Source organism: Citrobacter pasteurii (genome assembly GCF_019047765.1).
Classification (GTDB): domain Bacteria; phylum Pseudomonadota; class Gammaproteobacteria; order Enterobacterales; family Enterobacteriaceae; genus Citrobacter; species Citrobacter pasteurii.
Map to the genome: position 1 here is coordinate 1,343,193 of NZ_CP077262.1, position 23,175 is coordinate 1,366,367.

General features: G+C 53.5%; 23 protein-coding genes and 1 pseudogene. 19 read left to right on the top strand and 5 right to left on the bottom strand.

Annotation, left to right across the window (positions count from 1 at the left end; genetic code table 11):
* Positions 1 to 37: 37 nt before the first annotated feature.
* On the bottom strand, positions 38 to 400 hold the full coding sequence (queD, locus tag I6L54_RS06520; RefSeq protein ID WP_005130904.1) for a 6-carboxytetrahydropterin synthase QueD: 363 nt from the start codon (positions 398 to 400) through the stop codon (positions 38 to 40).
* A gap of 304 nt (positions 401 to 704) precedes the next feature.
* On the opposite strand from queD, the gene cysJ reads away from it, so the two are divergent.
* From cysJ to cysH, 3 genes are all read left to right on the top strand, one after another.
* Complete coding sequence (gene cysJ / locus I6L54_RS06525) at positions 705 to 2,504, top strand: NADPH-dependent assimilatory sulfite reductase flavoprotein subunit (protein ID WP_040232205.1); 1,800 nt, start codon at positions 705 to 707, stop codon at positions 2,502 to 2,504.
* A complete protein-coding gene (cysI, locus tag I6L54_RS06530) occupies positions 2,504 to 4,216 on the top strand; it encodes an assimilatory sulfite reductase (NADPH) hemoprotein subunit (RefSeq protein WP_040232207.1) in 1,713 nt (570 codons plus the stop codon). The genes cysJ and cysI overlap by 1 nt, the downstream gene beginning before the upstream one ends.
* 101 nt (positions 4,217 to 4,317) lie before the next feature.
* Positions 4,318 to 5,052, top strand: a complete 735-nt coding sequence (gene cysH / locus I6L54_RS06535; RefSeq protein ID WP_040232208.1) for a phosphoadenosine phosphosulfate reductase — start codon at positions 4,318 to 4,320, stop codon at positions 5,050 to 5,052.
* Between the two features lie 44 nt (positions 5,053 to 5,096).
* Here cysH and I6L54_RS06540 read toward each other — a convergent pair whose 3' ends face one another.
* Complete coding sequence (locus I6L54_RS06540) at positions 5,097 to 6,140, bottom strand: aminopeptidase (protein ID WP_005130892.1); 1,044 nt, start codon at positions 6,138 to 6,140, stop codon at positions 5,097 to 5,099.
* Positions 6,141 to 6,394: 254 nt separating this feature from the next.
* Here I6L54_RS06540 and cysD point away from each other — a divergent pair, with 254 nt between their 5' ends.
* The 12 genes from cysD (at position 6,395) to rpoS (ending at position 16,307) form a co-directional block, all read left to right on the top strand.
* Complete coding sequence (cysD, locus tag I6L54_RS06545) at positions 6,395 to 7,303, top strand: sulfate adenylyltransferase subunit CysD (RefSeq protein WP_040232210.1); 909 nt, start codon at positions 6,395 to 6,397, stop codon at positions 7,301 to 7,303.
* A gap of 9 nt (positions 7,304 to 7,312) precedes the next feature.
* A complete protein-coding gene (cysN, locus tag I6L54_RS06550; protein ID WP_040232211.1) occupies positions 7,313 to 8,740 on the top strand; it encodes a sulfate adenylyltransferase subunit CysN in 1,428 nt (475 codons plus the stop codon).
* A complete protein-coding gene (cysC, locus tag I6L54_RS06555; protein WP_005130888.1) occupies positions 8,740 to 9,345 on the top strand; it encodes an adenylyl-sulfate kinase in 606 nt (201 codons plus the stop codon). Before cysN ends, cysC begins: the two co-directional genes overlap by 1 nt.
* A gap of 47 nt (positions 9,346 to 9,392) precedes the next feature.
* Positions 9,393 to 9,716, top strand: coding sequence for a DUF3561 family protein (locus I6L54_RS06560; protein WP_040232213.1), 324 nt, complete (start codon positions 9,393 to 9,395; stop codon positions 9,714 to 9,716).
* A 215-nt stretch (positions 9,717 to 9,931) separates the two neighbouring features.
* Positions 9,932 to 10,243, top strand: coding sequence for a cell division protein FtsB (gene ftsB, locus I6L54_RS06565; RefSeq protein ID WP_003034163.1), 312 nt, complete (start codon positions 9,932 to 9,934; stop codon positions 10,241 to 10,243).
* 18 nt (positions 10,244 to 10,261) lie between these two features.
* Positions 10,262 to 10,957, top strand: coding sequence for a 2-C-methyl-D-erythritol 4-phosphate cytidylyltransferase (gene ispD, locus I6L54_RS06570; RefSeq protein ID WP_005130882.1), 696 nt, complete (start codon positions 10,262 to 10,264; stop codon positions 10,955 to 10,957).
* 139 nt (positions 10,958 to 11,096) lie between these two features.
* Positions 11,097 to 11,576: a 2-C-methyl-D-erythritol 2,4-cyclodiphosphate synthase gene (gene ispF, locus I6L54_RS06575; RefSeq protein WP_005130881.1), complete on the top strand. Its 480-nt coding sequence runs from the start codon at positions 11,097 to 11,099 to the stop codon at positions 11,574 to 11,576.
* Complete coding sequence (truD, locus tag I6L54_RS06580; protein ID WP_040232214.1) at positions 11,573 to 12,622, top strand: tRNA pseudouridine(13) synthase TruD; 1,050 nt, start codon at positions 11,573 to 11,575, stop codon at positions 12,620 to 12,622. The genes ispF and truD overlap by 4 nt, the downstream gene beginning before the upstream one ends.
* Entirely contained in the window at positions 12,603 to 13,364 is a 762-nt protein-coding gene (gene surE / locus I6L54_RS06585; RefSeq protein ID WP_040232216.1) for a 5'/3'-nucleotidase SurE, read from the top strand. Before truD ends, surE begins: the two co-directional genes overlap by 20 nt.
* Positions 13,358 to 13,984, top strand: a complete 627-nt coding sequence (locus I6L54_RS06590) for a protein-L-isoaspartate(D-aspartate) O-methyltransferase (protein ID WP_005130872.1) — start codon at positions 13,358 to 13,360, stop codon at positions 13,982 to 13,984. The genes surE and I6L54_RS06590 overlap by 7 nt, the downstream gene beginning before the upstream one ends.
* A 186-nt stretch (positions 13,985 to 14,170) precedes the next feature.
* Positions 14,171 to 15,253: a murein hydrolase activator NlpD gene (gene nlpD, locus I6L54_RS06595; RefSeq protein ID WP_338079053.1), complete on the top strand. Its 1,083-nt coding sequence runs from the start codon at positions 14,171 to 14,173 to the stop codon at positions 15,251 to 15,253.
* 61 nt (positions 15,254 to 15,314) lie between these two features.
* Positions 15,315 to 16,307 (top strand): RNA polymerase sigma factor RpoS, encoded by a 993-nt coding sequence (rpoS, locus tag I6L54_RS06600; protein WP_000081498.1) that lies wholly within the window; start codon positions 15,315 to 15,317, stop codon positions 16,305 to 16,307.
* A gap of 142 nt (positions 16,308 to 16,449) precedes the next feature.
* On the opposite strand, the gene I6L54_RS06605 is transcribed toward rpoS, so the two are convergent.
* Entirely contained in the window at positions 16,450 to 16,854 is a 405-nt protein-coding gene (locus I6L54_RS06605; RefSeq protein ID WP_005130843.1) for a MarR family winged helix-turn-helix transcriptional regulator, read from the bottom strand.
* A gap of 158 nt (positions 16,855 to 17,012) precedes the next feature.
* Here I6L54_RS06605 and I6L54_RS06610 point away from each other — a divergent pair, with 158 nt between their 5' ends.
* The 4 genes from I6L54_RS06610 (at position 17,013) to I6L54_RS06625 (ending at position 19,772) form a co-directional block, all read left to right on the top strand.
* Complete coding sequence (locus I6L54_RS06610) at positions 17,013 to 17,606, top strand: non-oxidative hydroxyarylic acid decarboxylases subunit B (protein ID WP_040232219.1); 594 nt, start codon at positions 17,013 to 17,015, stop codon at positions 17,604 to 17,606.
* The gene (locus I6L54_RS06615) at positions 17,606 to 19,033 is read left to right on the top strand and encodes a non-oxidative hydroxyarylic acid decarboxylases subunit C (RefSeq protein ID WP_040232221.1); all 1,428 of its coding nucleotides are present in this window, start codon (positions 17,606 to 17,608) and stop codon (positions 19,031 to 19,033) included. Before I6L54_RS06610 ends, I6L54_RS06615 begins: the two co-directional genes overlap by 1 nt.
* A 10-nt stretch (positions 19,034 to 19,043) precedes the next feature.
* Positions 19,044 to 19,280: a non-oxidative hydroxyarylic acid decarboxylases subunit D gene (locus I6L54_RS06620; RefSeq protein WP_005130838.1), complete on the top strand. Its 237-nt coding sequence runs from the start codon at positions 19,044 to 19,046 to the stop codon at positions 19,278 to 19,280.
* A gap of 339 nt (positions 19,281 to 19,619) precedes the next feature.
* Complete coding sequence (locus I6L54_RS06625; protein ID WP_003034202.1) at positions 19,620 to 19,772, top strand: Hok/Gef family protein; 153 nt, start codon at positions 19,620 to 19,622, stop codon at positions 19,770 to 19,772.
* Positions 19,773 to 19,881: 109 nt separating this feature from the next.
* On the opposite strand, the gene mutS is transcribed toward I6L54_RS06625, so the two are convergent.
* Both mutS and I6L54_RS06635 read right to left on the bottom strand, forming a co-directional pair.
* Positions 19,882 to 22,443: a DNA mismatch repair protein MutS gene (gene mutS, locus I6L54_RS06630; RefSeq protein ID WP_040232222.1), complete on the bottom strand. Its 2,562-nt coding sequence runs from the start codon at positions 22,441 to 22,443 to the stop codon at positions 19,882 to 19,884.
* A gap of 327 nt (positions 22,444 to 22,770) precedes the next feature.
* Positions 22,771 to 23,157, bottom strand: a pseudogene (locus tag I6L54_RS06635) (AI-2E family transporter); the annotation flags it as partial.
* Positions 23,158 to 23,175 lie beyond the last annotated feature (18 nt).

Consider the following 23,175-nt stretch of genomic DNA (forward strand, 5'->3'; position numbering starts at 1 on the left):
AGCAGACGCGGTGCGTCGCCATCCGGCAAGGTCGGGATCACTCTCCGCGATAAACGCAACCTGCTGTGCAGGTCTCTTTTACCATCACTGCGCTCAGCAGAGGAACAACCGGTTTTACCTGTTCCCAAATCCAGCGGGACAAGACTTCGCTGGTTGGGTTTTCAAGGCCCGGGATATCGTTCAGGTAGTAGTGATCAAGCCTGTCGTAAGTCGGCTTAAACGCCGCTTTTAATTCGGCAAAATCCATGATCCAACCGGTATGTGGATCGACTTCACCGGTAATTTCAAGACGCACCATAAATGAGTGACCATGCAGACGGCCACACTTGTGTCCTTCCGGTACGTGCGGCAGGTGGTGAGCGGCTTCGAAGGTGAAATCTTTAAACAAGGTGGTGGACATTATTTACTCTCAAGAATGCAAAAAACGCCGTAGGGTACCGTAAAGAGCAAATTTTATCATTAGTTAAAAGGGCGCTGGGTACCAGAACGACATATTTGTTAGGAGAATGTTTGATAATTATTTATATATCATACAGTTATTAAATCGCTTTTGCTGTTAATAACTATAACTAAAACAGGTTAGTCCATTTGGTTATTTGTTATTTCCATCCCTTCTTTAATTGTTACTATCCCCACCGTTAACCTTATCTTCAGTTTGGGTTTTATTGCTGAAATCCGCTTTGCTTACTGGAACATGACAACGCATGACGACACAGGCCCCACCTTCCACTCTGCTACCGCTAAACCCGGAGCAACTGGCACGCCTTCAGGCAGCCACGACCGACCTCACTCCCGCACAGCTCGCGTGGGTTTCTGGCTATTTCTGGGGCGTGCTGAATCAGCAGCCAGGAACGAATGCTGCAGCGCCTGCGCCTGCTGCTGAAATGCCAGGCATTACGCTGATTTCCGCCTCGCAAACCGGTAATGCGCGTCGTGTGGCGGAAGCCCTGCGCGATGATCTGATCGCTGCGAAGCTCAACGTCACTCTGATCAACGCTGGCGACTATAAATTCAAACAAATCGCCAATGAAAAGTTGCTGATTGTGGTGGCGTCAACGCAAGGGGAAGGTGAACCGGCAGAAGAAGCCGTGGCGTTGCATAAATACTTGTTCTCTAAAAAAGCGCCGAAGCTTGAAAACACGGCCTTCGCCGTATTTGGCCTTGGCGATACGTCTTATGAATTTTTCTGCCAGTCAGGTAAAGACTTTGATGCGAAACTGGCAGAGTTGGGTGGTGAACGCCTGCTGGACCGCGTTGATGCTGATGTTGAGTATCAATCGGCGGCGGCAGAATGGCGTGCCCGCCTGGTTGATGTACTGAAGGCTCGCGCGCCTGTTGCACCGTCTGCACAGGCGGCAGCGAGCGGTGCGGTGAACGAGTTGCACACCAGTCCTTACACCAAAGAAGCACCGCTGAGTGCAACACTTGCGGTGAACCAGAAAATTACCGGTCGCGACTCTGAAAAAGATGTACGCCATATCGAAATTGATCTCGGCGATTCTGGTCTGCGCTATCAGCCAGGCGACGCACTGGGGGTCTGGTATCAGAACGATCCAGCCCTGGTCAAAGAAATTGTGGAACTGCTGTGGCTGAAAGGTACTGAGCCGGTCACTGTTGAGGGCAAAACGCTGCCGCTCGCTGACGCGCTGGAGTGGCATTTCGAATTGACCGTCAATACGGCCAATATCGTGGAAAACTATGCCACCCTGACGCGCAGCGAAACGCTGTTGCCGTTGGTAGGCGATAAAGCACAATTACAGCATTACGCCGCCACCACGCCAATCGTTGATATGGTGCGTTTCTCCCCGGCGCAACTGGACGCTCAGGCGTTAGTTGATCTTCTGCGTCCGCTGACGCCACGGTTGTACTCCATTGCCTCATCCCAGGCGGAAGTGGAAAGCGAAGTACATATCACCGTTGGTGCCGTGCGTTTTGAGGTTGAAGGCCGTGCGCGTGCAGGCGGGGCCTCCGGCTTCCTTGCCGATCGCGTGGAAGAAGAGGGCGAAGTCCGCGTCTTCATCGAACATAACGACAACTTCCGCCTGCCAGAAAATCCGCAAACACCGGTAATTATGATCGGGCCAGGAACGGGGATTGCGCCGTTCCGCGCCTTTATGCAGCAACGTGCGGCAGACGGTGCAGAAGGGAAAAACTGGCTGTTTTTTGGTAACCCACACTTTACCGAAGATTTCCTGTATCAGGTGGAATGGCAGCGCTACGTGAAAGAGGGCGTGTTGAGCCGAATCGATCTGGCCTGGTCTCGCGATCAAAAAGAAAAAATCTACGTACAAGACAAACTGCGCGAACAGGGCGCGGAACTGTGGCGCTGGATTAACGACGGTGCGCACATTTATGTCTGCGGCGACGCCAATCGCATGGCGAAAGACGTTGAGCAGGCACTGCTGGAAGTGATTGCTGAATTCGGTGCAATGGACATCGAAGCGGCGGATGAATTTTTAAGTGAGCTGCGCGTTGAGCGCCGTTATCAGCGAGATGTCTACTAATGAGCGAAAAATACCCAGGGCCTTTAGTGGTCGAAGGCAAACTGACTGACGCCGAGCGCATGAAGCGTGAAAGTAATTTCCTGCGCGGCACCATCGCGGAAGACCTGAACGACGGCCTGACCGGCGGCTTCCACGGTGACAACTTCCTGCTGATCCGTTTTCACGGTATGTACCAGCAGGACGACCGCGATATTCGTGCCGAACGTGCGGAACAGAAGCTGGAGCCGCGTCATGCGATGCTGCTACGCTGCCGCCTGCCAGGGGGAGTCATCACCACCAAACAATGGCAGGCGATCGACAAGTTCGCCCATGACAACACCATTTACGGCAGCATTCGTCTGACCAACCGTCAGACCTTTCAGTTCCACGGCATTCTGAAGAAGAACGTGAAGCCGGTGCATCAGATGCTGCATTCAGTGGGGCTGGACGCGCTGGCGACCGCCAACGACATGAACCGTAACGTGCTGTGTACCTCCAATCCATATGAGTCGCAGCTGCATGCGGAAGCCTACGAGTGGGCGAAAAAGATCTCCGAACACTTGCTGCCGCGCACTCGCGCTTATGCTGAGATCTGGCTCGATCAGGAAAAAGTCGCGACGACGGATGAAGAGCCGATCCTCGGGGCGACCTATCTGCCGCGTAAGTTTAAAACCACAGTGGTGATCCCGCCGCAGAACGATATCGATCTGCACGCTAACGATATGAACTTCGTGGCGATTGCCGAAAACGGCAAGCTGGTAGGCTTTAACCTGCTGGTCGGCGGCGGTTTGTCGATTGAGCATGGCAACAAGAAAACCTACGCCCGTACGGCGAGTGAGTTTGGTTATCTGCCGCTGGAACACACCCTGGCGGTGGCGGAAGCGGTGGTCACGACCCAACGCGACTGGGGTAACCGTACCGATCGTAAAAACGCCAAAACCAAATACACGCTGGAGCGGGTAGGTGTCGAGACGTTTAAAGAGGAAGTTGAACGCCGTGCGGGGATCAAGTTTGAGCCGATCCGTCCGTACGAGTTCACCGGTCGTGGCGACAGGATCGGTTGGGTGAAGGGGATCGACAATAACTGGCACCTGACGCTGTTTATTGAAAACGGCCGTATTCTGGATTATCCGGGGCGTCCGCTGAAAACCGGCTTGCTGGAGATCGCGAAGATCCACAAAGGCGAGTTCCGTATCACGGCCAACCAGAACCTGATCATTGCTGGTGTCCCGGAGAGTGATAAGGCGAAGATTGAGAAGCTGGCACGCGATCATGGTCTGATGAATGCGGTAAAACCGCAGCGTGAAAACTCGATGGCCTGCGTGTCGTTCCCGACCTGTCCGCTGGCGATGGCTGAAGCCGAACGCTTCCTGCCATCGTTCACTGATAAAGTGGAAGCGATTCTGGAAAAACACGGCATTCCTGACGAACATATCGTGATGCGCGTCACCGGCTGCCCGAACGGCTGTGGCCGCGCGATGCTGGCGGAACTGGGCCTGGTGGGCAAAGCGCCGGGACGCTACAACGTGCATCTGGGCGGTAACCGCATGGGCACGCGCATCCCGCGTATGTATCGCGAAAATATTACGGAATCGGAAATTCTCGACGTCGTTGACGAACTGATTGGGCGCTGGGCGAAAGAGCGCGAAGCGGGTGAAGGCTTCGGTGACTTTACGGTGCGTGCGGGCATCATTCGCCCGGTGCTCGATCCAGCGCGTGATTTCTGGGAATAACATGAATTGCCGGATGGCGCCATACATGCCTTATCCGGCCTACCGTCTGCGTAGGCCTGATAAGCGAAGCGCCATCAGGCAAGGCACACAGTGAGGAACTTATGTCCCAACTCGATCTAAACACGCTGAATGAACTGCCGAAAGTCGAACGCGTATTAGCTCTGGCAGAAACCAACGCCGAACTGGAAAAACTGAGTGCCGAGGATCGCGTGGCGTGGGCGCTGGAAAACCTGCCCGGCGAATATGTCCTTTCATCAAGTTTTGGCATTCAGGCGGCGGTCAGCCTGCATCTCGTGAACCAGGTTCGCCCGGATATCCCGGTGATCCTCACCGATACTGGCTATTTATTCCCGGAAACCTACCAGTTTATCGATGCGTTAACGGACAAACTCAAACTCAACCTGCAGGTCTACCGGGCGAAAGAGAGCGCGGCCTGGCAGGAAGCGCGCTACGGCAAGCTGTGGGAACAAGGTGTTGAAGGCATTGAGAAATACAATGACATCAACAAAGTCGAACCGATGAACCGGGCGCTACAGGAACTCGACGCGCAAACCTGGTTTGCGGGTCTGCGCCGCGAGCAGTCCGGTAGCCGTGCACATTTACCGGTATTGGCTATTCAGCGTGGCGTATTTAAAGTGCTGCCGATTATCGACTGGGACAACCGTACGGTATACCAGTATCTGCAAAAACACGGCCTGAAATACCATCCACTGTGGGATCAAGGCTATCTGTCAGTCGGCGATACCCATACCACCCGCAAATGGGAGCCGGGGATGGCGGAAGAAGAGACGCGGTTCTTTGGGCTGAAAAGAGAGTGCGGATTGCACGAAGGGTAACGGCTAAAAGCCCGGTAACATTTACATATTACCGGGCTTCTTCTTTAGGATTTACCTGCTTTCGCCAGTTCTTTTACCAGCGGCAGCATAATGCGTACCACGTCGCGGCTGCGATGTTCAATCCGGCCTGGAAGCGCTTTATCGATATGCTGTTGGTTATCCAGCCGCACATCATGCCAGCTGTTACCGGCGGGGAAAGAGGCAGTTTTGGCGCGTTGCTGATAGCCGTCTTTTTTACCCAGGTTCCAGTTGGTTGCTTCTACCGAGAGCACGGCGATTCCCGCTTTGTCGAAGACCTCGGCATCGTTACAACATCCGGTTCCTTTCGGATAGTCTTTGTTCAGGCCCGGGTTGGTACTGGCGACGATACCGCGGCTGTGTGCAATTGCCAGCGCCCGGTCGCGCGTCAGTTTTCGTACGGCTTCCGGGGTTCTTTTCCCACTATTGAAGTAGAGCTTATCCCCGACGATCAGGTTATCGAGGTTGATAACCAGCAGGGTATTCTTCTTCTCAGCCGCACTCATGCGCTTGAGGATATTTTCTGCACCCAGTTTGCCTTCTTCCTCGCCGCTGGTGGCGATAAACCGAATGCCATACTGTGTCGGCACATTTTTAAGTTTTTCAGCCAATTCCAGCATGACACCCAAACCTGCGGCGTTATCGTCGATGCCCTGCAAGGTTAATCCGCCCAGATTAGCATCGGAATCGGCATCGCTCTGCGCGGCGTAAGTGTCGAGGTGCGCCATGATAATAATCTGCTGCGGCGCTTTGCCTTCATGCGCTGCAATGACGGTGCTGCCCGTAACGTTATGCCAGTTCTTACGGTTGTCTTTGGCGGTATAAACATAACGGCTATTAAACGTCCGAATATCACTGCGATAGCCCATCTGCTGAAATTGCTGACGTAAATAATCAGCAGATAGCATTTCTGCCGGAGAGCCCGTCACGCGGCCAGGGAAGAATGTTGCGATATATCGGGCCTGAGTATTTGCCATATCTCCGGGCTTCGAAGAGGTTGCCTGTGCGGGAAGGATAAAGCACGCGCCGAGCGCCAGGGCGGTAGTCAGGTGGCGCAATGCGGAAAACATAGTGAGTCCTTAAATACCAAGCAGAAATTTTCAGCCGCTAGTATGAAACTGTGATCGAGGTAAAACAATTTCATTTGCTCCTAAATGCCCGAAATCCGGCGGCTTAAGCACTTTTTGAACTTTGCTTTTCCAAATCGTTATTCCTTTGAGGAACTACTCATTCCAATTCGTAATTTCATTCGCTCTCTTGCCCTCCCTATAGTCAGGTTATCTGAACTTCGTTAGCAAAATAACGGCAATACATAGGAACGGTTATGGATCAAAAACGACTTACCCACCTGCGGCAACTGGAAGCGGAGAGCATCCATATCATTCGTGAGGTGGCCGCCGAGTTTTCGAATCCGGTGATGATGTATTCCATCGGCAAGGATTCCAGCGTAATGCTGCATCTGGCGCGCAAAGCGTTTTATCCTGGTTCACTGCCGTTTCCTCTGCTGCACGTTGATACCGGCTGGAAATTCAGTGAGATGTATGAGTTTCGTGACCGCACGGCAAAAGCCTACGGCTGCGAACTGCTGGTGCATAAAAACCCGGAAGGGGTGGCGATGGGGATCAACCCATTTGTCCACGGTAGCGCCAAGCATACCGACATTATGAAAACCGAGGGGTTGAAGCAAGCGCTGAACAAATACAGTTTTGACGCAGCATTCGGCGGCGCACGCCGTGATGAAGAGAAATCGCGCGCGAAAGAGCGCATCTATTCCTTCCGCGATCGTTTTCATCGCTGGGACCCGAAAAACCAGCGTCCGGAACTGTGGCATAACTACAACGGCCAGATTAACAAAGGCGAAAGCATTCGCGTATTCCCGCTCTCTAACTGGACGGAACAGGATATCTGGCAGTACATCTGGCTGGAAAACATCGACATTGTTCCGCTGTACCTTGCCGCAGAGCGTCCGGTGCTTGAGCGCGATGGCATGTTGATGATGATTGATGACGACAGAATCGATCTGCAGCCTGGTGAGGTTATCAAAAAACGTATGGTGCGTTTCCGTACTCTCGGCTGCTGGCCGCTCACTGGCGCGGTGGAGTCGGACGCGCAGACGCTACCGGAAATCATCGAAGAGATGCTGGTTTCAACCACCAGTGAACGTCAGGGCCGCGTGATTGACCGCGACCAGGCGGGCTCCATGGAGCTGAAGAAACGTCAGGGGTATTTCTAAGGAGCCGCCATGAACACGACACTTGCACAACAAATTGCTAATGAAGGCGGCGTTGAAGCCTGGATGATTGCCCAACAACACAAAAGCCTGCTGCGTTTTTTAACCTGCGGTAGCGTGGATGATGGGAAAAGTACTCTGATTGGACGTCTGTTGCATGATACCCGACAGATCTACGAAGATCAGCTCTCATCGCTGCACAACGACAGCAAACGTCACGGTACCCAGGGCGAAAAGCTCGATCTGGCGTTGTTGGTTGATGGTTTGCAGGCCGAGCGCGAGCAGGGCATCACCATCGACGTGGCCTACCGTTATTTCTCTACCGAGAAGCGTAAATTTATCATTGCGGATACCCCCGGCCATGAGCAGTACACCCGTAACATGGCCACTGGCGCGTCGACCTGCGATCTGGCGATCCTGCTGATCGATGCACGTAAAGGCGTGCTGGATCAGACGCGTCGTCACAGCTTTATCTCCACGCTGTTGGGAATAAAACATCTGATCGTTGCGATCAACAAAATGGATCTGGTGGATTTTAGCGAAGAGACATTTAACCGGATTCGTGAAGATTATCTGACCTTTGCAGAGCAGTTGCCGGGCAACCTGGATATCCGTTTTGTACCGCTTTCAGCACTGGAAGGTGACAACGTGGCGTCGCAAAGTTTCAGCATGCCGTGGTACAGCGGCCCGACGCTGCTGGAAGTGCTTGAAACTGTTGAAATCCAGCGCGTTGTCGATACTCAGCCGATGCGATTCCCGGTGCAGTATGTGAACCGCCCAAATCTTGATTTTCGTGGTTATGCCGGAACGTTGGCCTCCGGTAGTGTGAAGGTGGGACAGCGCGTCAAAGTGCTGCCATCCGGCGTTGAGTCCAGCGTCGCCCGGATTGTCACGTTTGATGGCGACTTGCAGGAAGCACATGCAGGTGAAGCCATTACCCTGGTGCTAAAAGATGAGATCGACATCAGCCGGGGCGATCTGCTGCTTGATGCCCAGGAAACGCTGTCGACGGTGCAACGCGCTGCCGTTGATGTGGTGTGGATGGCGGAACAACCGCTGTCACCAGGGCAGAGCTACGACATCAAAGTCGCAGGCAAGAAGACGCGTGCGCGTGTTGATAGCGTGGAGTATCAGGTCGATATTAATAACCTGACCCAACGTGACGTTGAAGCGCTGCCGCTAAACGGCATCGGTCTGGTTAATCTGACCTTTGATGAGCCGCTGGTGCTGGACACCTATCAGCATAATCCGGTGACGGGCGGCCTGATTATCATTGACCGTCTGACCAACGTCACCGTCGGTGCTGGACTGGTACGCGAGCCGATCGTCCAGGAGCAGGCCATGGCATCCCAGTTCAGCGCGTTTGAACTGGAGCTTAATGCGCTGGTGCGTCGCCACTTTCCACATTGGGGTGCGCGCGATCTGCTGGGAGGAAAATAATGGCGCTGCATGACGAAAACGTCGTCTGGCATGCCCATCCTGTTACGCCGCAACAGCGGGAACAACGCCACGGTCATCGTGGTGTTGTGCTGTGGTTTACCGGACTCTCTGGTTCCGGTAAATCCACGGTAGCAGGGGCGCTGGAAGAAGCATTGCACAAGCAGGGGGTTAGCACTTATCTGCTGGACGGTGATAACGTGCGCCACGGCTTGTGCAGCGATCTCGGATTTAGCGATGCCGATCGTAAGGAGAATATTCGTCGGGTTGGCGAAGTGGCTAACCTGATGGTGGATGCGGGGCTGGTGGTACTGACGGCCTTTATTTCCCCTCATCGTGCTGAACGACAGATGGTTCGCGAACGTGTGGGTCATGGGCGTTTTATAGAGGTGTTTGTCGATACGCCATTAGCAACGTGTGAAGCACGCGATCCAAAAGGGCTGTATAAAAAAGCGCGGGCGGGGGAGTTGCGCAATTTCACCGGAATCGACTCGGTATACGAAGCGCCTGAATCGCCAGAGATTCATCTTGATGGTGAACAATTGGTAACAAATTTGGTACCCCAATTATTAGACCTGCTGAGGCAGGAAGATATTATCAGATCCTGAGACACCCGAGCTTGTATGCCCGGTCAGTCACGGTCACAGGATTCGATATGCGTAACAGCCATAACATTACCATTACAGACTCAGATACCTTCGCCGCCGACGACGAAACCACCTGGTCACTACCGGGTGCCGTTGTCGGTTTTGCTGCGTGGTTGCTGGCGCTGGGGTTCCCATGCCTGATGTATGGCCCTAATACGCTATTTTTTTTCCTTTATACCTGGCCTTTTTTCCTCGCGTTGCTGCCCGTCGCCATTGTGGCGGGTATTGCCCTGCATTCGCTTATGCAGGGACGGCTGCTGCTAAGCGTTACGTTTACCCTGCTGGTGGTTGGGTCGATGTTTGGCGCATTGTTCCTGTGGCTGCTGGGCTAGGTTTACTTCCCTTTTTTCATGGCGAGTGGTGCTGCATACCGACAGCTCTAATTCAAACCGTAACCAACAATGAGATTATGTTCTCCTTACACGAGGTATACGTAACAACGGGCAAATGTGGTACATTTGCCCGCGTTGTCGCGGCATTCCCGACCGTTGATGTAAAGTTGTCTGCGGAAGTTATGGGATGTTAATGCCGTTTTTCAGGGGGCAGGATGGGTAAACTAACGCTGCTGTTGCTGGCTTTATTAGTCTGGCTGCAGTATTCGCTGTGGTTCGGTAAGAACGGCATACATGACTATAGTCGCGTCAACGATGATGTTGCTGCGCAGCAAGCTACAAACGCGAAACTTAAAGCGCGTAACGATCAGCTCTTTGCTGAAATTGACGATCTCAATGGCGGTCAGGAAGCTATCGAGGAACGCGCACGCAACGAACTCAGCATGACTAAGCCGGGCGAAACGTTTTATCGCCTGGTCCCTGACGCGTCTAAACGCGCACAGACCGCAGGGCAAAACAATCGATAAACCAGCCAAGGATTTAACATGGCAGCCTCTTTATTGGACGTTTGCGCCGTGGTGCCGGCTGCCGGATTTGGCCGCCGAATGCAGGCGGAGTGTCCTAAGCAGTACCTCTCAATTGGCAATAAAACCATTCTTGAACACTCGGTTGATGCGCTGCTGGCGCATCCCCGGGTGACGCGTGTCGTTATCGCGATCAGTCCCGGCGACAGCCGCTTTGCCCAACTACCACTTGCAGCGCATCCGCAAATTACCGTGGTGGATGGCGGCGATGAGCGTGCCGATTCTGTCCTTGCCGGTTTGCAAGCCGCTGGAGACGCTCAGTGGGTACTGGTGCATGATGCCGCGCGGCCATGTCTGCATCAGGATGATTTAGCCCGCTTACTGGCAATAAGTGAAACCAGCCGTATCGGCGGTATCCTGGCGACTCCCGTACGCGACACCATGAAACGTGCCGAGCCAGGTAAGACTGAGATTGCTCATACGGTCGAACGCACCGATTTATGGCATGCGTTGACACCGCAGTATTTCCCACGTGAGCTGTTACACGATTGCCTGACCCGAGCTCTAAACGAAGGCGCAACCATTACGGATGAGGCTTCGGCACTGGAATATTGCGGCTTTCATCCGCTGCTGGTTGAAGGACGCGCTGACAACATTAAAGTCACCCGTCCGGAAGATCTGGCACTGGCGGAATTTTATCTGACCCGAAGAATCTAGACACAAAATCATTCAAGCTGCATCAAGGCGGCAACTGAGTGAATCCCCTGGAGCTTACATAAGTAAGTGGCTGGGGTGAACAAAGGTAGCCAACAAAGAAGCAGCTTGAAGGATGATGTGTATACCAGGAGAAGACATAATGCGAATTGGACACGGTTTTGACGTACACGCCTTTGGCGGTGTTGGCCCAATTATCATTGGTGGTGTGCGCATCCCATACGAAAAAGGATTGCTGGCGCATTCTGATGGCGATGTGGCATTACATGCGCTAACCGATGCCCTGCTGGGGGCTGCGGCGTTGGGTGATATCGGTAAACTCTTCCCGGATACCGATGCAGCGTTCAAGGGTGCCGATAGCCGCGAGTTATTGCGTGAGGCCTGGCGGCGTATTCAGGCTAAAGGCTATACGCTTGGTAATGTGGATGTCACTATTATTGCTCAGGCGCCGAAGATGCTGCCGCACATTCCGCAAATGCGGGTGTTTATTGCCGAGGATCTCGGCTGCCATATGGATGATGTTAACGTGAAAGCGACCACCACGGAAAAACTCGGTTTTACCGGGCGTGGGGAAGGGATTGCCTGTGAAGCGGTGGCGTTACTCATTAAGGCAACGAAATGACAGCGTTTGAAGATCTGACCTATCTCCATGGTAAACCACTCGGCCACGGAGTTCTGAAAGCCAATCCGGAAGACTTTGTCGTCGTCGAAGATTTAGGCTTCGAACCGGATGGCGAAGGCGAGCACGTTCTGGTGCGTATTCTGAAAAACGGTTGTAACACCCGTTTTGTGGCTGACGCGCTGGCCAAATTCCTTAAAATCCACGCCCGCGAAGTCAGCTTTGCCGGGCAGAAAGATAAGCATGCGGTCACGGAACAGTGGCTGTGCGCGCGCGTACCGGGCAATGCAATGCCCGATTTAAGCAAATTTGAGCTTGAAGGCTGTAAAGTGCTGGAGTACGCCCGCCACAAGCGTAAGCTGCGTTTAGGCGCACTGAAAGGCAACGCGTTTACGCTGGTGTTGCGTGAAGTGAGCGAGCGTGATGATGTTGAAGCGCGTTTACAGGCGATTAGCGAGCGCGGTGTACCGAACTATTTTGGCGCTCAACGTTTTGGTATCGGCGGTAGCAACCTGCAAGGGGCGTTACGCTGGGCGCAAAGCGATGCGCCGGTGCGCGATCGCAATAAACGCAGTTTTTGGTTGTCGGCGGCCCGTAGCGCGTTGTTTAATCAGATAGTCAATGAACGCCTGAAAAAAACAGACTTTAATCAAGTTGTTGACGGCGATGCGCTACAATTGTCGGGACGCGGAAGCTGGTTTGTTGCCACACGGGAAGAACAGACCGAATTACAGCGTCGCGTCGATGAGAAAGAATTGATGATAACAGCGGCATTGCCGGGCAGCGGTGAGTGGGGAACTCAGCGCGATGCTCTGGCGTTTGAAGAGGCCGCTATTGCTGACGAAACCGCGCTACAGTCTCTGTTATTGCGCGAGAAAGTTGAGGCATCGCGCCGCGCTATATTGCTGTATCCACAACAATTAAGCTGGAACTGGTGGGATGACGTAACCGTTGAGTTGCGCTTCTGGCTACCGGCAGGTAGCTTCGCCACCAGTGTTGTAAGGGAACTTATTAACACAATGGGTGATTATGCGTATATTGCTGAGTAACGATGATGGGGTCCACGCACCCGGTATACAAACGCTGGCGAAAGCGCTGCGTGAGTTTGCTGACGTACAGGTGGTTGCCCCGGATCGTAACCGCAGTGGCGCGTCTAATTCGCTGACGCTGGAGTCCTCGCTTCGCACGTTTACCTATGATAACGGCGATATTGCCATACAAATGGGTACGCCTACCGACTGCGTCTATCTGGGCGTGAACGCATTAATGCGTCCGCGTCCGGACATTGTTGTTTCTGGTATTAATGCGGGTCCAAATCTGGGTGATGATGTCATCTATTCCGGTACCGTGGCGGCGGCGATGGAAGGTCGTCACCTCGGGTTCCCTGCGCTGGCTGTTTCACTTGATGGTCATAAACACTACGATACCGCTGCCGCAGTAACCTGTCGTATCTTACGGGCGCTGAGTCGTGAACCGCTGCGCACCGGACGCATTTTGAATATCAACGTGCCGGATTTACCGCTGGATCAGATTAAAGGGGTCCGCGTCACCCGCTGCGGCAGCCGTCATCCTGCGGATCAGGTGATTCCACAGCAGGATCCGCGTGGCAATACGCTGTATTGGATTGGCCCGCCGGGCGAAAAGTGCGATGCCGGTCCGGATACGGATTTTGCTGCCGTTGATGAAGGTTATGTTTCCATCACGCCGCTGCATGTTGATTTAACCGCATACGGTGCGCATGAGGTTGTTTCTGACTGGTTAGACAGCGTGGGAGTCGACACGCAATGGTAAGCAGACGCGTACACACTCTTCTTGAACAATTACGTGCGCAGGGCATCAGAGATGAGCATGTCCTGGATGCGCTCGCCGCAGTGCCGCGTGAAAAGTTCGTTGATGAGGCGTTTGAACATAAGGCCTGGGATAATATCGCCCTGCCGATTGGCCAGGGGCAGACCATCTCACAGCCCTATATGGTGGCTCGCATGACCGAGCTGCTGGAGCTAACGCCGCAATCGCGGGTTCTGGAAATTGGTACCGGCTCTGGCTACCAGACGGCTATCCTGGCGCATCTGGTGCATCATGTGTGCTCTGTTGAGCGCATTAAAGGTTTGCAATGGCAGGCGCGTCGTCGCCTGAAACAGCTTGATTTACATAATGTTTCGACCCGTCATGGTGATGGATGGCAAGGTTGGCAGGCTCGAGCGCCGTTTGACGCTATCATTGTGACGGCAGCACCGCCTGAGATCCCAACGGCATTGATGATGCAGTTGGATGAAGGCGGCGTTCTCGTCTTGCCCGTGGGCGATGAGCACCAGTTTTTGAAACGGGTTCGTCGTCGGGGAGGCGAATTTATTATCGACACCGTGGAGGCCGTACGCTTTGTTCCCTTAGTCAAGGGGGAGCTGGCGTAGCTAACGCTGCTGAATACCTGGAGTTTTCCTGGATATTCTGGAATTAGTAAGCGTATCGTGGTCACGTTTTCCAGTGTCCAGCCCGATGCCTTGCACGGTGATTACGTCACTGGGTATTAACCAAATTTTCCTGGGGGATAAATGAGCGCGGGAAGCCACAAATTTACCGTTCGCCGTATTGCGGCATTGTCACTGGTTTCGTTATGGCTGGCAGGTTGTTCAAACACCTCGAATCCGCCAGCGCCGGTCAGCTCTGTTGGCGGCAATGCATCATCGAACACCAGCTCCGGCATGCTGATTACGCCTCCACCAAAAATGGGATCAACGGCGACAGTACAACAAACGCCACAGATCCAACCGGTGCAACGCCCGGCGACTCAGCCAACACAGATTCAGCCGGTTGCAGAACAGCCTGTCCAGATGGAAAACGGGCGGATTGTGTACAATCGTCAGTACGGGAATATTCCGAAAGGTAGCTATACGGGTGGCAGTACCTATACTGTTAAGAAAGGCGACACGCTTTTCTATATTGCCTGGATTACCGGGAACGATTTCCGTGACCTCGCACAACGCAATAACGTTCCGGCCCCGTATGGCCTGAATGTCGGACAAACTCTGCAAGTGGGCAACGCGTCGGGTGCACCGATTACCGGTGGTAATGCCATCACCCAGGCGGATGCAGCACAGCAAGGAGTTGTGACCAACCCTGCACAAAATTCCACCGTTGCTGTTGCTTCGAAACCAACAATTACGTATTCTGAGGATTCAGGTGAACAAAGTGCTAACAAAATGTTGCCGAACAACAAGCCTGCTGGGACCGTTGTCACAGCGCCTGTAACGGCTCCGGCAGTTAGTGCAACCGAATCGACTGCAAGCTCAACTTCTACCAGTTCGCCGATTTCTACCTGGCGCTGGCCGACTGACGGCAAAGTGATCGAAAACTTCGCAGCTACCGAAGGTGGCAATAAAGGGATCGACATTGCAGGCAGCAAAGGACAGGCTATTGTCGCGACCGCAGATGGACGCGTCGTGTATGCCGGTAACGCGCTGCGTGGTTACGGTAATCTTATTATCATCAAACACAACGATGATTACCTGAGTGCCTACGCCCATAACGATACAATGCTGGTCCGGGAACAACAAGAAATCAAGGCGGGGCAGAAGATAGCTACCATGGGTAGCACCGGAACCAGTTCTACACGCTTGCATTTTGAAATTCGTTACAAGGGGAAATCCGTAAACCCGCTGCGCTATTTACCGCAGCGATAATTCGGCGGAACCAGGCTTTCACGTGCTAGTTCCGTTAGGGATCACGGGTAGGAGCCACCTTATGAGTCAGAATACGCTGAAAGTTCATGATTTAAATGAAGATGCGGAATTTGATGAGAACGGAGTAGAGGCTTTTGATGAGAAAGCCTTGAGTGAAGAGGAACCCAGTGATAACGACCTGGCTGAAGAAGAGCTGTTATCGCAGGGGGCCACACAGCGTGTGTTGGACGCGACTCAGCTTTACCTTGGTGAGATTGGTTATTCGCCACTGTTAACAGCCGAAGAAGAAGTTTATTTTGCGCGTCGCGCACTGCGTGGAGATGTCGCTTCTCGCCGCCGCATGATTGAAAGTAACCTGCGTCTGGTGGTGAAAATTGCTCGTCGTTATGGCAATCGTGGTCTGGCATTGCTGGACCTGATTGAAGAGGGCAATCTGGGGCTTATCCGTGCCGTCGAGAAGTTTGACCCTGAGCGCGGGTTCCGCTTCTCAACATACGCAACCTGGTGGATCCGCCAGACGATCGAACGGGCGATTATGAATCAAACCCGTACGATCCGACTGCCGATTCACATTGTAAAAGAGCTGAACGTCTATCTGCGTACCGCGCGTGAGTTGTCGCATAAACTGGACCACGAACCGAGCGCAGAAGAGATTGCGGAACAACTGGATAAACCGGTTGATGACGTCAGCCGTATGCTCCGACTCAACGAGCGTATTACCTCGGTAGACACCCCGCTGGGTGGCGATTCCGAAAAAGCGTTGCTGGATATTCTGGCCGATGAAAAGGAAAACGGTCCGGAAGACACCACGCAAGACGATGATATGAAACAGAGCATCGTCAAATGGCTGTTCGAACTGAACGCCAAACAGCGTGAGGTGCTGGCACGTCGTTTTGGTCTGCTGGGGTACGAAGCTGCGACACTGGAAGATGTGGGCCGTGAAATTGGCCTGACCCGTGAACGTGTTCGTCAGATTCAGGTTGAAGGTCTGCGTCGTCTGCGTGAAATCCTGCAGACGCAGGGGCTGAACATCGAAGCGCTGTTCCGCGAGTAAGCACAAGTTCTATCAAGAAAGGCCAGTCTCGGTGAGGCTGGCCTTTTTCTATGTTTGTTGCCTGATGGCACTGCGTTTATCAGGCCTACGGGGAGCAGGACTTTGTAGGTCGGATCGGACATTTATGTCGCCATCCGGCAAATTAGTTCATCATCTTACGCACCAGACGTGTGAACTGCTCACGTTCTTCATCAGATAATCGCCCCAAAAACTCATCATCTACGCTATTTCCCAGCGGGGTTGCGCTGGCCAGTAACGCTTCTCCTTGCGCGGTCAAATAAACAAACCGCCGACGCTTATCCGCCGGGTCGTGCTCACGCCTGACCAGATCGCGTTTTTCCATCCGGCTCAGCATTTCCGCAAGCGTCGCCTTGGTACAGACCGCAGCCTCGGTCAGGGTAACCTGCTCAATGCCAGGCTGTTCGGCAATGGCGCGCATCACCGCATACTGCGGTTTGGTCAGTTCCGGTAATTCATGTTGCCAGCGAGCCGTATGCTGTTGAAAAAGCTGGCGTAAAAGGTGGAAGGCGGTATTTCGTAACGGCATGAGAGCTCCGGAATTTCTGTTAGTCTCTATCTTAACGGGTAATGCGTCATAGTTTAACCATTGCTGCTTTAACAATCTGTGCGAGGTACCCTTGCCCGGAATGCCTTGAGGGAGTATTTTAATAAAAATGTTCGCATACGAACAATTTTGAGGATGAAATGAGACTGATTGTAGGAATGACCGGGGCGACTGGCGCACCGCTTGGTGTGTCGCTACTGCAGGCGCTGCGGGAAATGTCGGGGGTGGAAACTCATCTGGTGCTGTCAAAGTGGGCCAAAACCACCATTGAACTGGAAACGCCGTACAACGTCCGCGATGTGTCAGCGCTGGCCGATTATTGCCACAACCCGGCTGACCAGGCGGCGACCATCTCCTCCGGATCGTTTCGTACTGACGGCATGATCATTATCCCCTGCAGTATGAAAACCCTGGCCGGTATTCGTGCAGGCTATGCGGAAGGGTTGGTGGGGCGTGCCGCTGATGTGGTGCTGAAAGAAGGGCGCAAGCTGGTGCTGGTTCCGCGTGAAATGCCGCTGAGCACTATTCATCTGGAAAATATGCTCGCACTTTCCCGCATGGGCGTCGCGATGGTCCCGCCGATGCCCGCGTTTTATAACCACCCGCAAACGGTTGATGACATCACGCAACACATTGTGGCTCGCGTGCTCGATCAGTTTGGTCTGGAACACCCCAACGCCCGTCGCTGGCAGGGATTACGACAGGCGAAGAATTTTGCACAGGAGAATGAATAATGGCATTTGATGATTTGCGCAGCTTTTTACAGGCGCTGGACGACCAGGGGCAATTGCTGAAAATCGGTGAAGAGGTCAACGCTGAGCCGGATCTGGCTGCGGCGGCTAACGCGACCGGACGTATTGGCGACGGTGCGCCAGCGCTGTGGTTTGACAATATTCGTGGTTTTACCGACGCCCGCGTGGCGATGAATACCATCGGCTCGTGGCAGAATCATGCCATTTCATTAGGCCTGCCGCCCAATACGCCGGTGAAAAAACAGATTGATGAGTTTATTCGCCGCTGGGACCACTTCCCGATTGCGCCAGAACGCCGCGCTAACCCGGCGTGGGCTGAAAACTGTGTTGATGGTGAGGAGATCAACCTGTTTGATATTCTGCCGCTGTTTCGCCTGAACGATGGCGATGGAGGGTTCTATCTCGATAAGGCCTGTGTGGTGTCGCGCGATCCGCTGGATCCGGATAACTTTGGTAAGCAGAACGTCGGTATTTATCGTATGGAAGTAAAAGGCAAGCGTAAGCTGGGCCTGCAACCGGTGCCGATGCACGATATCGCGCTGCATCTGCATAAAGCGGAAGAGCGTGGTGAAGACCTGCCGATTGCCATCACCCTGGGTAACGATCCTATTATTACCCTGATGGGGGCTACGCCGCTGAAGTACGATCAGTCGGAATACGAAATGGCGGGCGCGCTGCGTGAAAGCCCGTATCCGATCGCTACCGCACCACTCACTGGCTTTGACGTACCGTGGGGTTCAGAAGTGATCCTCGAAGGCGTCATTGAAAGCCGTAAGCGTGAAATCGAAGGGCCGTTTGGCGAGTTTACCGGTCACTACTCCGGTGGACGTAACATGACTGTCGTGCGTATCGATAAAGTCTCTTATCGCAGTAAACCGATTTTTGAATCGCTGTATCTTGGGATGCCGTGGACGGAAATCGACTATCTGATGGGGCCAGCAACTTGCGTACCGCTTTATCAACAGCTGAAAGCCGAATTCCCGGAAGTACAGGCGGTGAACGCTATGTACACCCACGGTTTGCTGGCGATTATCTCCACCAAAAAACGCTACGGCGGCTTCGCCCGTGCGGTAGGGTTGCGGGCGATGACCACGCCGCATGGTCTGGGTTACGTGAAAATGGTGATTATGGTTGATGAGGACGTTGACCCGTTCAATCTGCCGCAGGTGATGTGGGCGCTGTCGTCGAAAGTTAATCCGGCGGGGGATCTGGTGCAATTGCCGAATATGTCGGTGCTGGAGCTTGATCCGGGTTCCAGTCCGGCGGGGATTACCGACAAGTTAATCATTGATGCCACCACGCCGGTTGCACCGGATAACCGTGGGCACTACAGCCAGCCGGTATGTGATTTACCGGAAACGAAAGCCTGGGCTGAAAAGCTGACCGCCATGCTGGCTAACCGTAAATAAGGAGTTGCAGATGATTTGTCCACGTTGTGCCGATGAACATATTGAAGTGATGGCGAACTCGCCGGTAAAAGGCGTCTGGACGGTATATCAGTGCCAGCATTGTCTGTACACCTGGCGTAATACCGAACCGCTACGCCGCACCAGCCGCGAGCACTACCCGCAGGCGTTTCGTATGACGCAAAAAGATATGGATGACGCACCGATGGTGCCGAGTATTCCACCGCTGCTGGCAGAAGATAAGCGCTAATCAACACGCCGGGTGCGGCTTCGCCTTACCCGACCTACATATAGCGGTATTTTGTAGGCCCGATAAGCATAGCGCCATCGGGAAGGACACACCAATATTAAGCCTCGGAATATCCGGGGCTTGTTATTTTGCGAGCAAGCTCGTAGCGAATGGCTTAATTTATTTGAAGAGATGACACCTGAAATAGAATAGCGGCGGGTGCTTGAGGCTTTTTGGGGTTTGAGCATTTGTTAGGTCCCGGAAAGACAAAAGCCCCAGGAGATAGTTCTATCAACCTGAGGCTAGCGTTCAAACCTAGACCACTTGGATGTTAGTCTCTTCTTTGCAGGGAGGCAAGACATGCTGACAAAATATGCCCTTGTGGCAATTGTAGTGCTGTGTTTCACGGCGCTGGGATTCACGTTAATGGTGCGAGATTCGTTGTGCGAGTTAAGTATTAAAGAACGTGGTATGGAGTTTAAAGCTGTTCTCGCTTACGAACCGAAGAAGTAGCAACAACGCGGGGGAAACCCCGCGTCTTGATGGTCTGGTTTCGTCCTCTTGCACCCATTCTCGCGTTGCTGTAGGCCCGATAAGCAAAGCGCCATCGGGCATTACAACGTTACACCAGACTTTTCAACCGGTAGATCCACTCCAGCGCCTGGCGCGGTGTTAGCGAATCCGGGTCGAGGTTTTCCAGCGCTTCAACGGCGGGCGAGATCTCTTCAGGCACTGAAAGCAGTGACATCTGCGTACCATCGACCTGGGTCGCGGCAACGTTTGGCGCAATGCTTTCCAGTTCGCGCAGTTTTTGCCGCGCGCGTTTAATAACCTCTTTCGGCACCCCTGCCAGGGCGGCTACTGCCAGACCATAGCTCTTGCTCGCCGCGCCATCCTGCACGCTATGCATGAAGGCGATGGTATCGCCGTGCTCTAACGCATCCAGATGCACATTCGCGACGCCCTCCATTTTTTCCGGTAACTGAGTCAGTTCGAAGTAGTGGGTGGCAAACAAGGTTAATGCTTTGATTTTATTAGCCAGGTTTTCCGCGCACGCCCATGCCAGCGACAGACCGTCATAAGTGGAGGTGCCGCGCCCAATCTCATCCATCAGCACCAGGCTGTTCTCGGTGGCGTTATGCAGAATGTTGGCGGTTTCGGTCATTTCTACCATAAAGGTAGAACGACCGGATGCCAGATCATCCGCCGCGCCCACGCGGGTAAAGATCCGATCGATCGGGCCTATTTCCACTTTCTGCGCCGGAACGTAGCTGCCGATGTAGGCCAGTAGCGCAATCAACGCAGTCTGGCGCATATAGGTACTTTTACCGCCCATGTTCGGCCCGGTGATAATTAGCATCCGTCGTTGGGGCGAGAGGTTGAGCGGGTTGGCGATAAACGGCTCACTCAGCACCTGTTCAACCACCGGATGACGACCCTCAGTAATACGGATACCGGGTTTATTGGTGAAGGTCGGGCAGGTGTAGTTCAGGGTATAAGCGCGTTCGGCCAGGTTGACCAGTACGTCCAACTCCGCCAGCGCGCTGGCGCTCTGCTGTAAATCTGCCAGATGCGGCAACAGCATGTCGAACAGCTCGTCATACAGCTGTTTTTCCAGCGCCAGCGCTTTGCCTTTTGACGTCAGAACTTTGTCTTCGTACTCTTTCAGTTCCGGAATAATGTAGCGTTCGGCGTTTTTCAACGTCTGGCGACGCACGTAGTTAATCGGTGCCAGATGACTCTGCCCACGGCTGATCTGAATGTAGTAGCCATGAACGGCGTTAAACCCAACCTTCAGCGTATCCAGACCGGTGCGCTCGCGCTCACGGATTTCCAGTCTGTCCAGATAGTCAGTTGCGCCATCAGCCAGCGCTCGCCACTCGTCCAGCTCTTCATTGTAGCCCGGGGCAATGACGCCGCCGTCGCGTACAAGCACGGGTGGTGCTTCGACGACGGCGCGTTCCAGCAGTTCACGTAGTTCGCTAAATTCGCCCATTTTTTCGCGCAGCATTTGCACGGGGGCACTGTCTACGCTTTCCAGCTGCGCGCGCAGTTCCGGTAATTGCTGGAAGGCATGGCGCATGCGTGCCAGATCGCGTGGACGCGCGGTACGCAGTGCCAGACGTGCCAGAATACGTTCCAGATCGCCCACCTGACGCAGCACGGGTTGTAATTCGCTGGTGGCATCCTGCAGCGCGCCGATGGTTTGTTGGCGCTCGGTGAGGATTTTAGTGTCGCGCACAGGCATATGCAGCCAGCGCTTGAGCATACGGCTGCCCATTGGCGTCACGGTGCAGTCGAGTACTGACGCCAGCGTGTTTTCAACGCCGCCCGCCAGGTTCTGGGTAATTTCCAGATTGCGGCGCGTGGCGGCATCCATAATGATGCTGTCCTGCTGACGTTCCATGGTGATGGAACGAATATGCGGCAGCGAAGTGCGCTGGGTATCTTTGACGTATTGCAGCAGACAGCCGGCGGCGCATAATCCACGCGGGGCATTTTCCACGCCAAAGCCAATCAGATCTCGCGTGCCAAACTGCAGGTTCAACTGTTGGCGGGCGGTATCAATTTCAAATTCCCACAGCGGACGACGACGCAGGCCGCGGCGTCCTTCAATCAGTGAAGTTTCAGCGAAATCCTCGGCATACAGCAATTCGGCGGGGTTGGTACGCTGTAGTTCCGCAGCCATTGTCTCACGGTCTGCGGGTTCACTGACGCGAAAACGCCCGGAACTGATGTCCAGCGTAGCGTAGCCAAAGCCTTTACTGTCCTGCCAGACGGCGGCCAGCAGGTTGTCCTGACGTTCCTGTAAAAGTGCTTCATCGCTGATGGTACCCGGCGTGACAATGCGTACCACTTTGCGTTCAACCGGCCCTTTGCTGGTCGCCGGATCGCCAATCTGCTCACAAATAGCGACAGATTCACCCTGATTGACCAGCTTGGCGAGGTAGTTCTCGACCGCATGGTGAGGAATGCCCGCCATCGGGATCGGCTCACCTGCGGATGCACCGCGTTTGGTCAGGGAGATATCAAGCAGCTGAGACGCGCGTTTCGCATCGTCATAAAACAGTTCATAAAAGTCGCCCATGCGGTAAAACAGCAGTATTTCCGGATGCTGAGCCTTCAGCTTGAGATACTGCTGCATCATCGGCGTGTGAGAGTCTAGATTTTCTATTGTACTCATTGGAGTGTGATATCCATATTTCTTAATTTTTAATGAGTTAGTGAATTTTATGGTTATCATTAGGTTTCACGTTGTCTCATCGAATATCATGAAATCCTACAGTTAACAGTAGGAATTCATGACTGCATAAGGTGCATGATAACGGAGTCTTTATGGCAGGAAAACAAGAGGGAAAGCCACTTTCGTTTAAAGCGGTAAAAATGATGAAGCCTGGTGGCAAAGATGAAGCTGACGTAGGCGAAAATCGTGGTTTACGTCTCTCATGTGGTGCCACCGGGATGAATTCTTTTTTCTACCGTTACGCGAGTCCCCGACTGGTAAACTTGTTCAGGTTAAAATTGGTAACTTTCCACGACTTCTCTCGTCTGCTGATATACGCCATTCCAGTTCACGTAATGCTCGCCACACTTTTTTCAGTAAAAAGGTGAGTATGGCCAGTATCGTTCCAGTTATGCCAGGTAGTGCCTGCCAGATCAGGAATGCCAGTAGTTGAACCGTCAGTGGTAAATTCAGCCGTTTGCCGAGTATAAGTGGCTCCATCACTGAACTCAGAGAAAGGTTTAGCATCACGAAAAATCCGGCGACCAACAGGCCGGCCTGTATATCGAAAAAGATCAGCGTCTGAAGGACCGGCGGAATCGCGGCAAGTAAGGAGCCGAGCGCTGGTACATAATTGAAAACAAACATCAGCATGCCCCAGAAAAAAGCAAACCGACAAGCAGTCTGTCGATT

Excerpts from the sequence above, each read along its gene's own strand:
- I6L54_RS06615 (WP_040232221.1), top strand. The coding sequence starts at position 17,606 with ATGGCATTTGATGATTTGCGCAGCTTTTTACAGGCGCTGGACGACCAG.
- I6L54_RS06590 (WP_005130872.1), top strand. The coding sequence starts at position 13,358 with ATGGTAAGCAGACGCGTACACACTCTTCTTGAACAATTACGTGCGCAG.
- I6L54_RS06610 (WP_040232219.1), top strand. The coding sequence starts at position 17,013 with ATGAGACTGATTGTAGGAATGACCGGGGCGACTGGCGCACCGCTTGGT.
- surE (WP_040232216.1), top strand. The coding sequence starts at position 12,603 with ATGCGTATATTGCTGAGTAACGATGATGGGGTCCACGCACCCGGTATA.
- cysC (WP_005130888.1), top strand. The coding sequence starts at position 8,740 with ATGGCGCTGCATGACGAAAACGTCGTCTGGCATGCCCATCCTGTTACG.
- I6L54_RS06605 (WP_005130843.1), bottom strand. The coding sequence starts at position 16,854 with ATGCCGTTACGAAATACCGCCTTCCACCTTTTACGCCAGCTTTTTCAA.
- ispD (WP_005130882.1), top strand. The coding sequence starts at position 10,262 with ATGGCAGCCTCTTTATTGGACGTTTGCGCCGTGGTGCCGGCTGCCGGA.
- truD (WP_040232214.1), top strand. The coding sequence starts at position 11,573 with ATGACAGCGTTTGAAGATCTGACCTATCTCCATGGTAAACCACTCGGC.
- I6L54_RS06620 (WP_005130838.1), top strand. The coding sequence starts at position 19,044 with ATGATTTGTCCACGTTGTGCCGATGAACATATTGAAGTGATGGCGAAC.
- I6L54_RS06625 (WP_003034202.1), top strand. The coding sequence starts at position 19,620 with ATGCTGACAAAATATGCCCTTGTGGCAATTGTAGTGCTGTGTTTCACG.
- I6L54_RS06540 (WP_005130892.1), bottom strand. The coding sequence starts at position 6,140 with ATGTTTTCCGCATTGCGCCACCTGACTACCGCCCTGGCGCTCGGCGCG.
- cysN (WP_040232211.1), top strand. The coding sequence starts at position 7,313 with ATGAACACGACACTTGCACAACAAATTGCTAATGAAGGCGGCGTTGAA.
- ftsB (WP_003034163.1), top strand. The coding sequence starts at position 9,932 with ATGGGTAAACTAACGCTGCTGTTGCTGGCTTTATTAGTCTGGCTGCAG.
- queD (WP_005130904.1), bottom strand. The coding sequence starts at position 400 with ATGTCCACCACCTTGTTTAAAGATTTCACCTTCGAAGCCGCTCACCAC.
- rpoS (WP_000081498.1), top strand. The coding sequence starts at position 15,315 with ATGAGTCAGAATACGCTGAAAGTTCATGATTTAAATGAAGATGCGGAA.
- mutS (WP_040232222.1), bottom strand. The coding sequence starts at position 22,443 with ATGAGTACAATAGAAAATCTAGACTCTCACACGCCGATGATGCAGCAG.
- cysD (WP_040232210.1), top strand. The coding sequence starts at position 6,395 with ATGGATCAAAAACGACTTACCCACCTGCGGCAACTGGAAGCGGAGAGC.
- ispF (WP_005130881.1), top strand. The coding sequence starts at position 11,097 with ATGCGAATTGGACACGGTTTTGACGTACACGCCTTTGGCGGTGTTGGC.
- cysI (WP_040232207.1), top strand. The coding sequence starts at position 2,504 with ATGAGCGAAAAATACCCAGGGCCTTTAGTGGTCGAAGGCAAACTGACT.
- cysJ (WP_040232205.1), top strand. The coding sequence starts at position 705 with ATGACGACACAGGCCCCACCTTCCACTCTGCTACCGCTAAACCCGGAG.
- I6L54_RS06560 (WP_040232213.1), top strand. The coding sequence starts at position 9,393 with ATGCGTAACAGCCATAACATTACCATTACAGACTCAGATACCTTCGCC.
- cysH (WP_040232208.1), top strand. The coding sequence starts at position 4,318 with ATGTCCCAACTCGATCTAAACACGCTGAATGAACTGCCGAAAGTCGAA.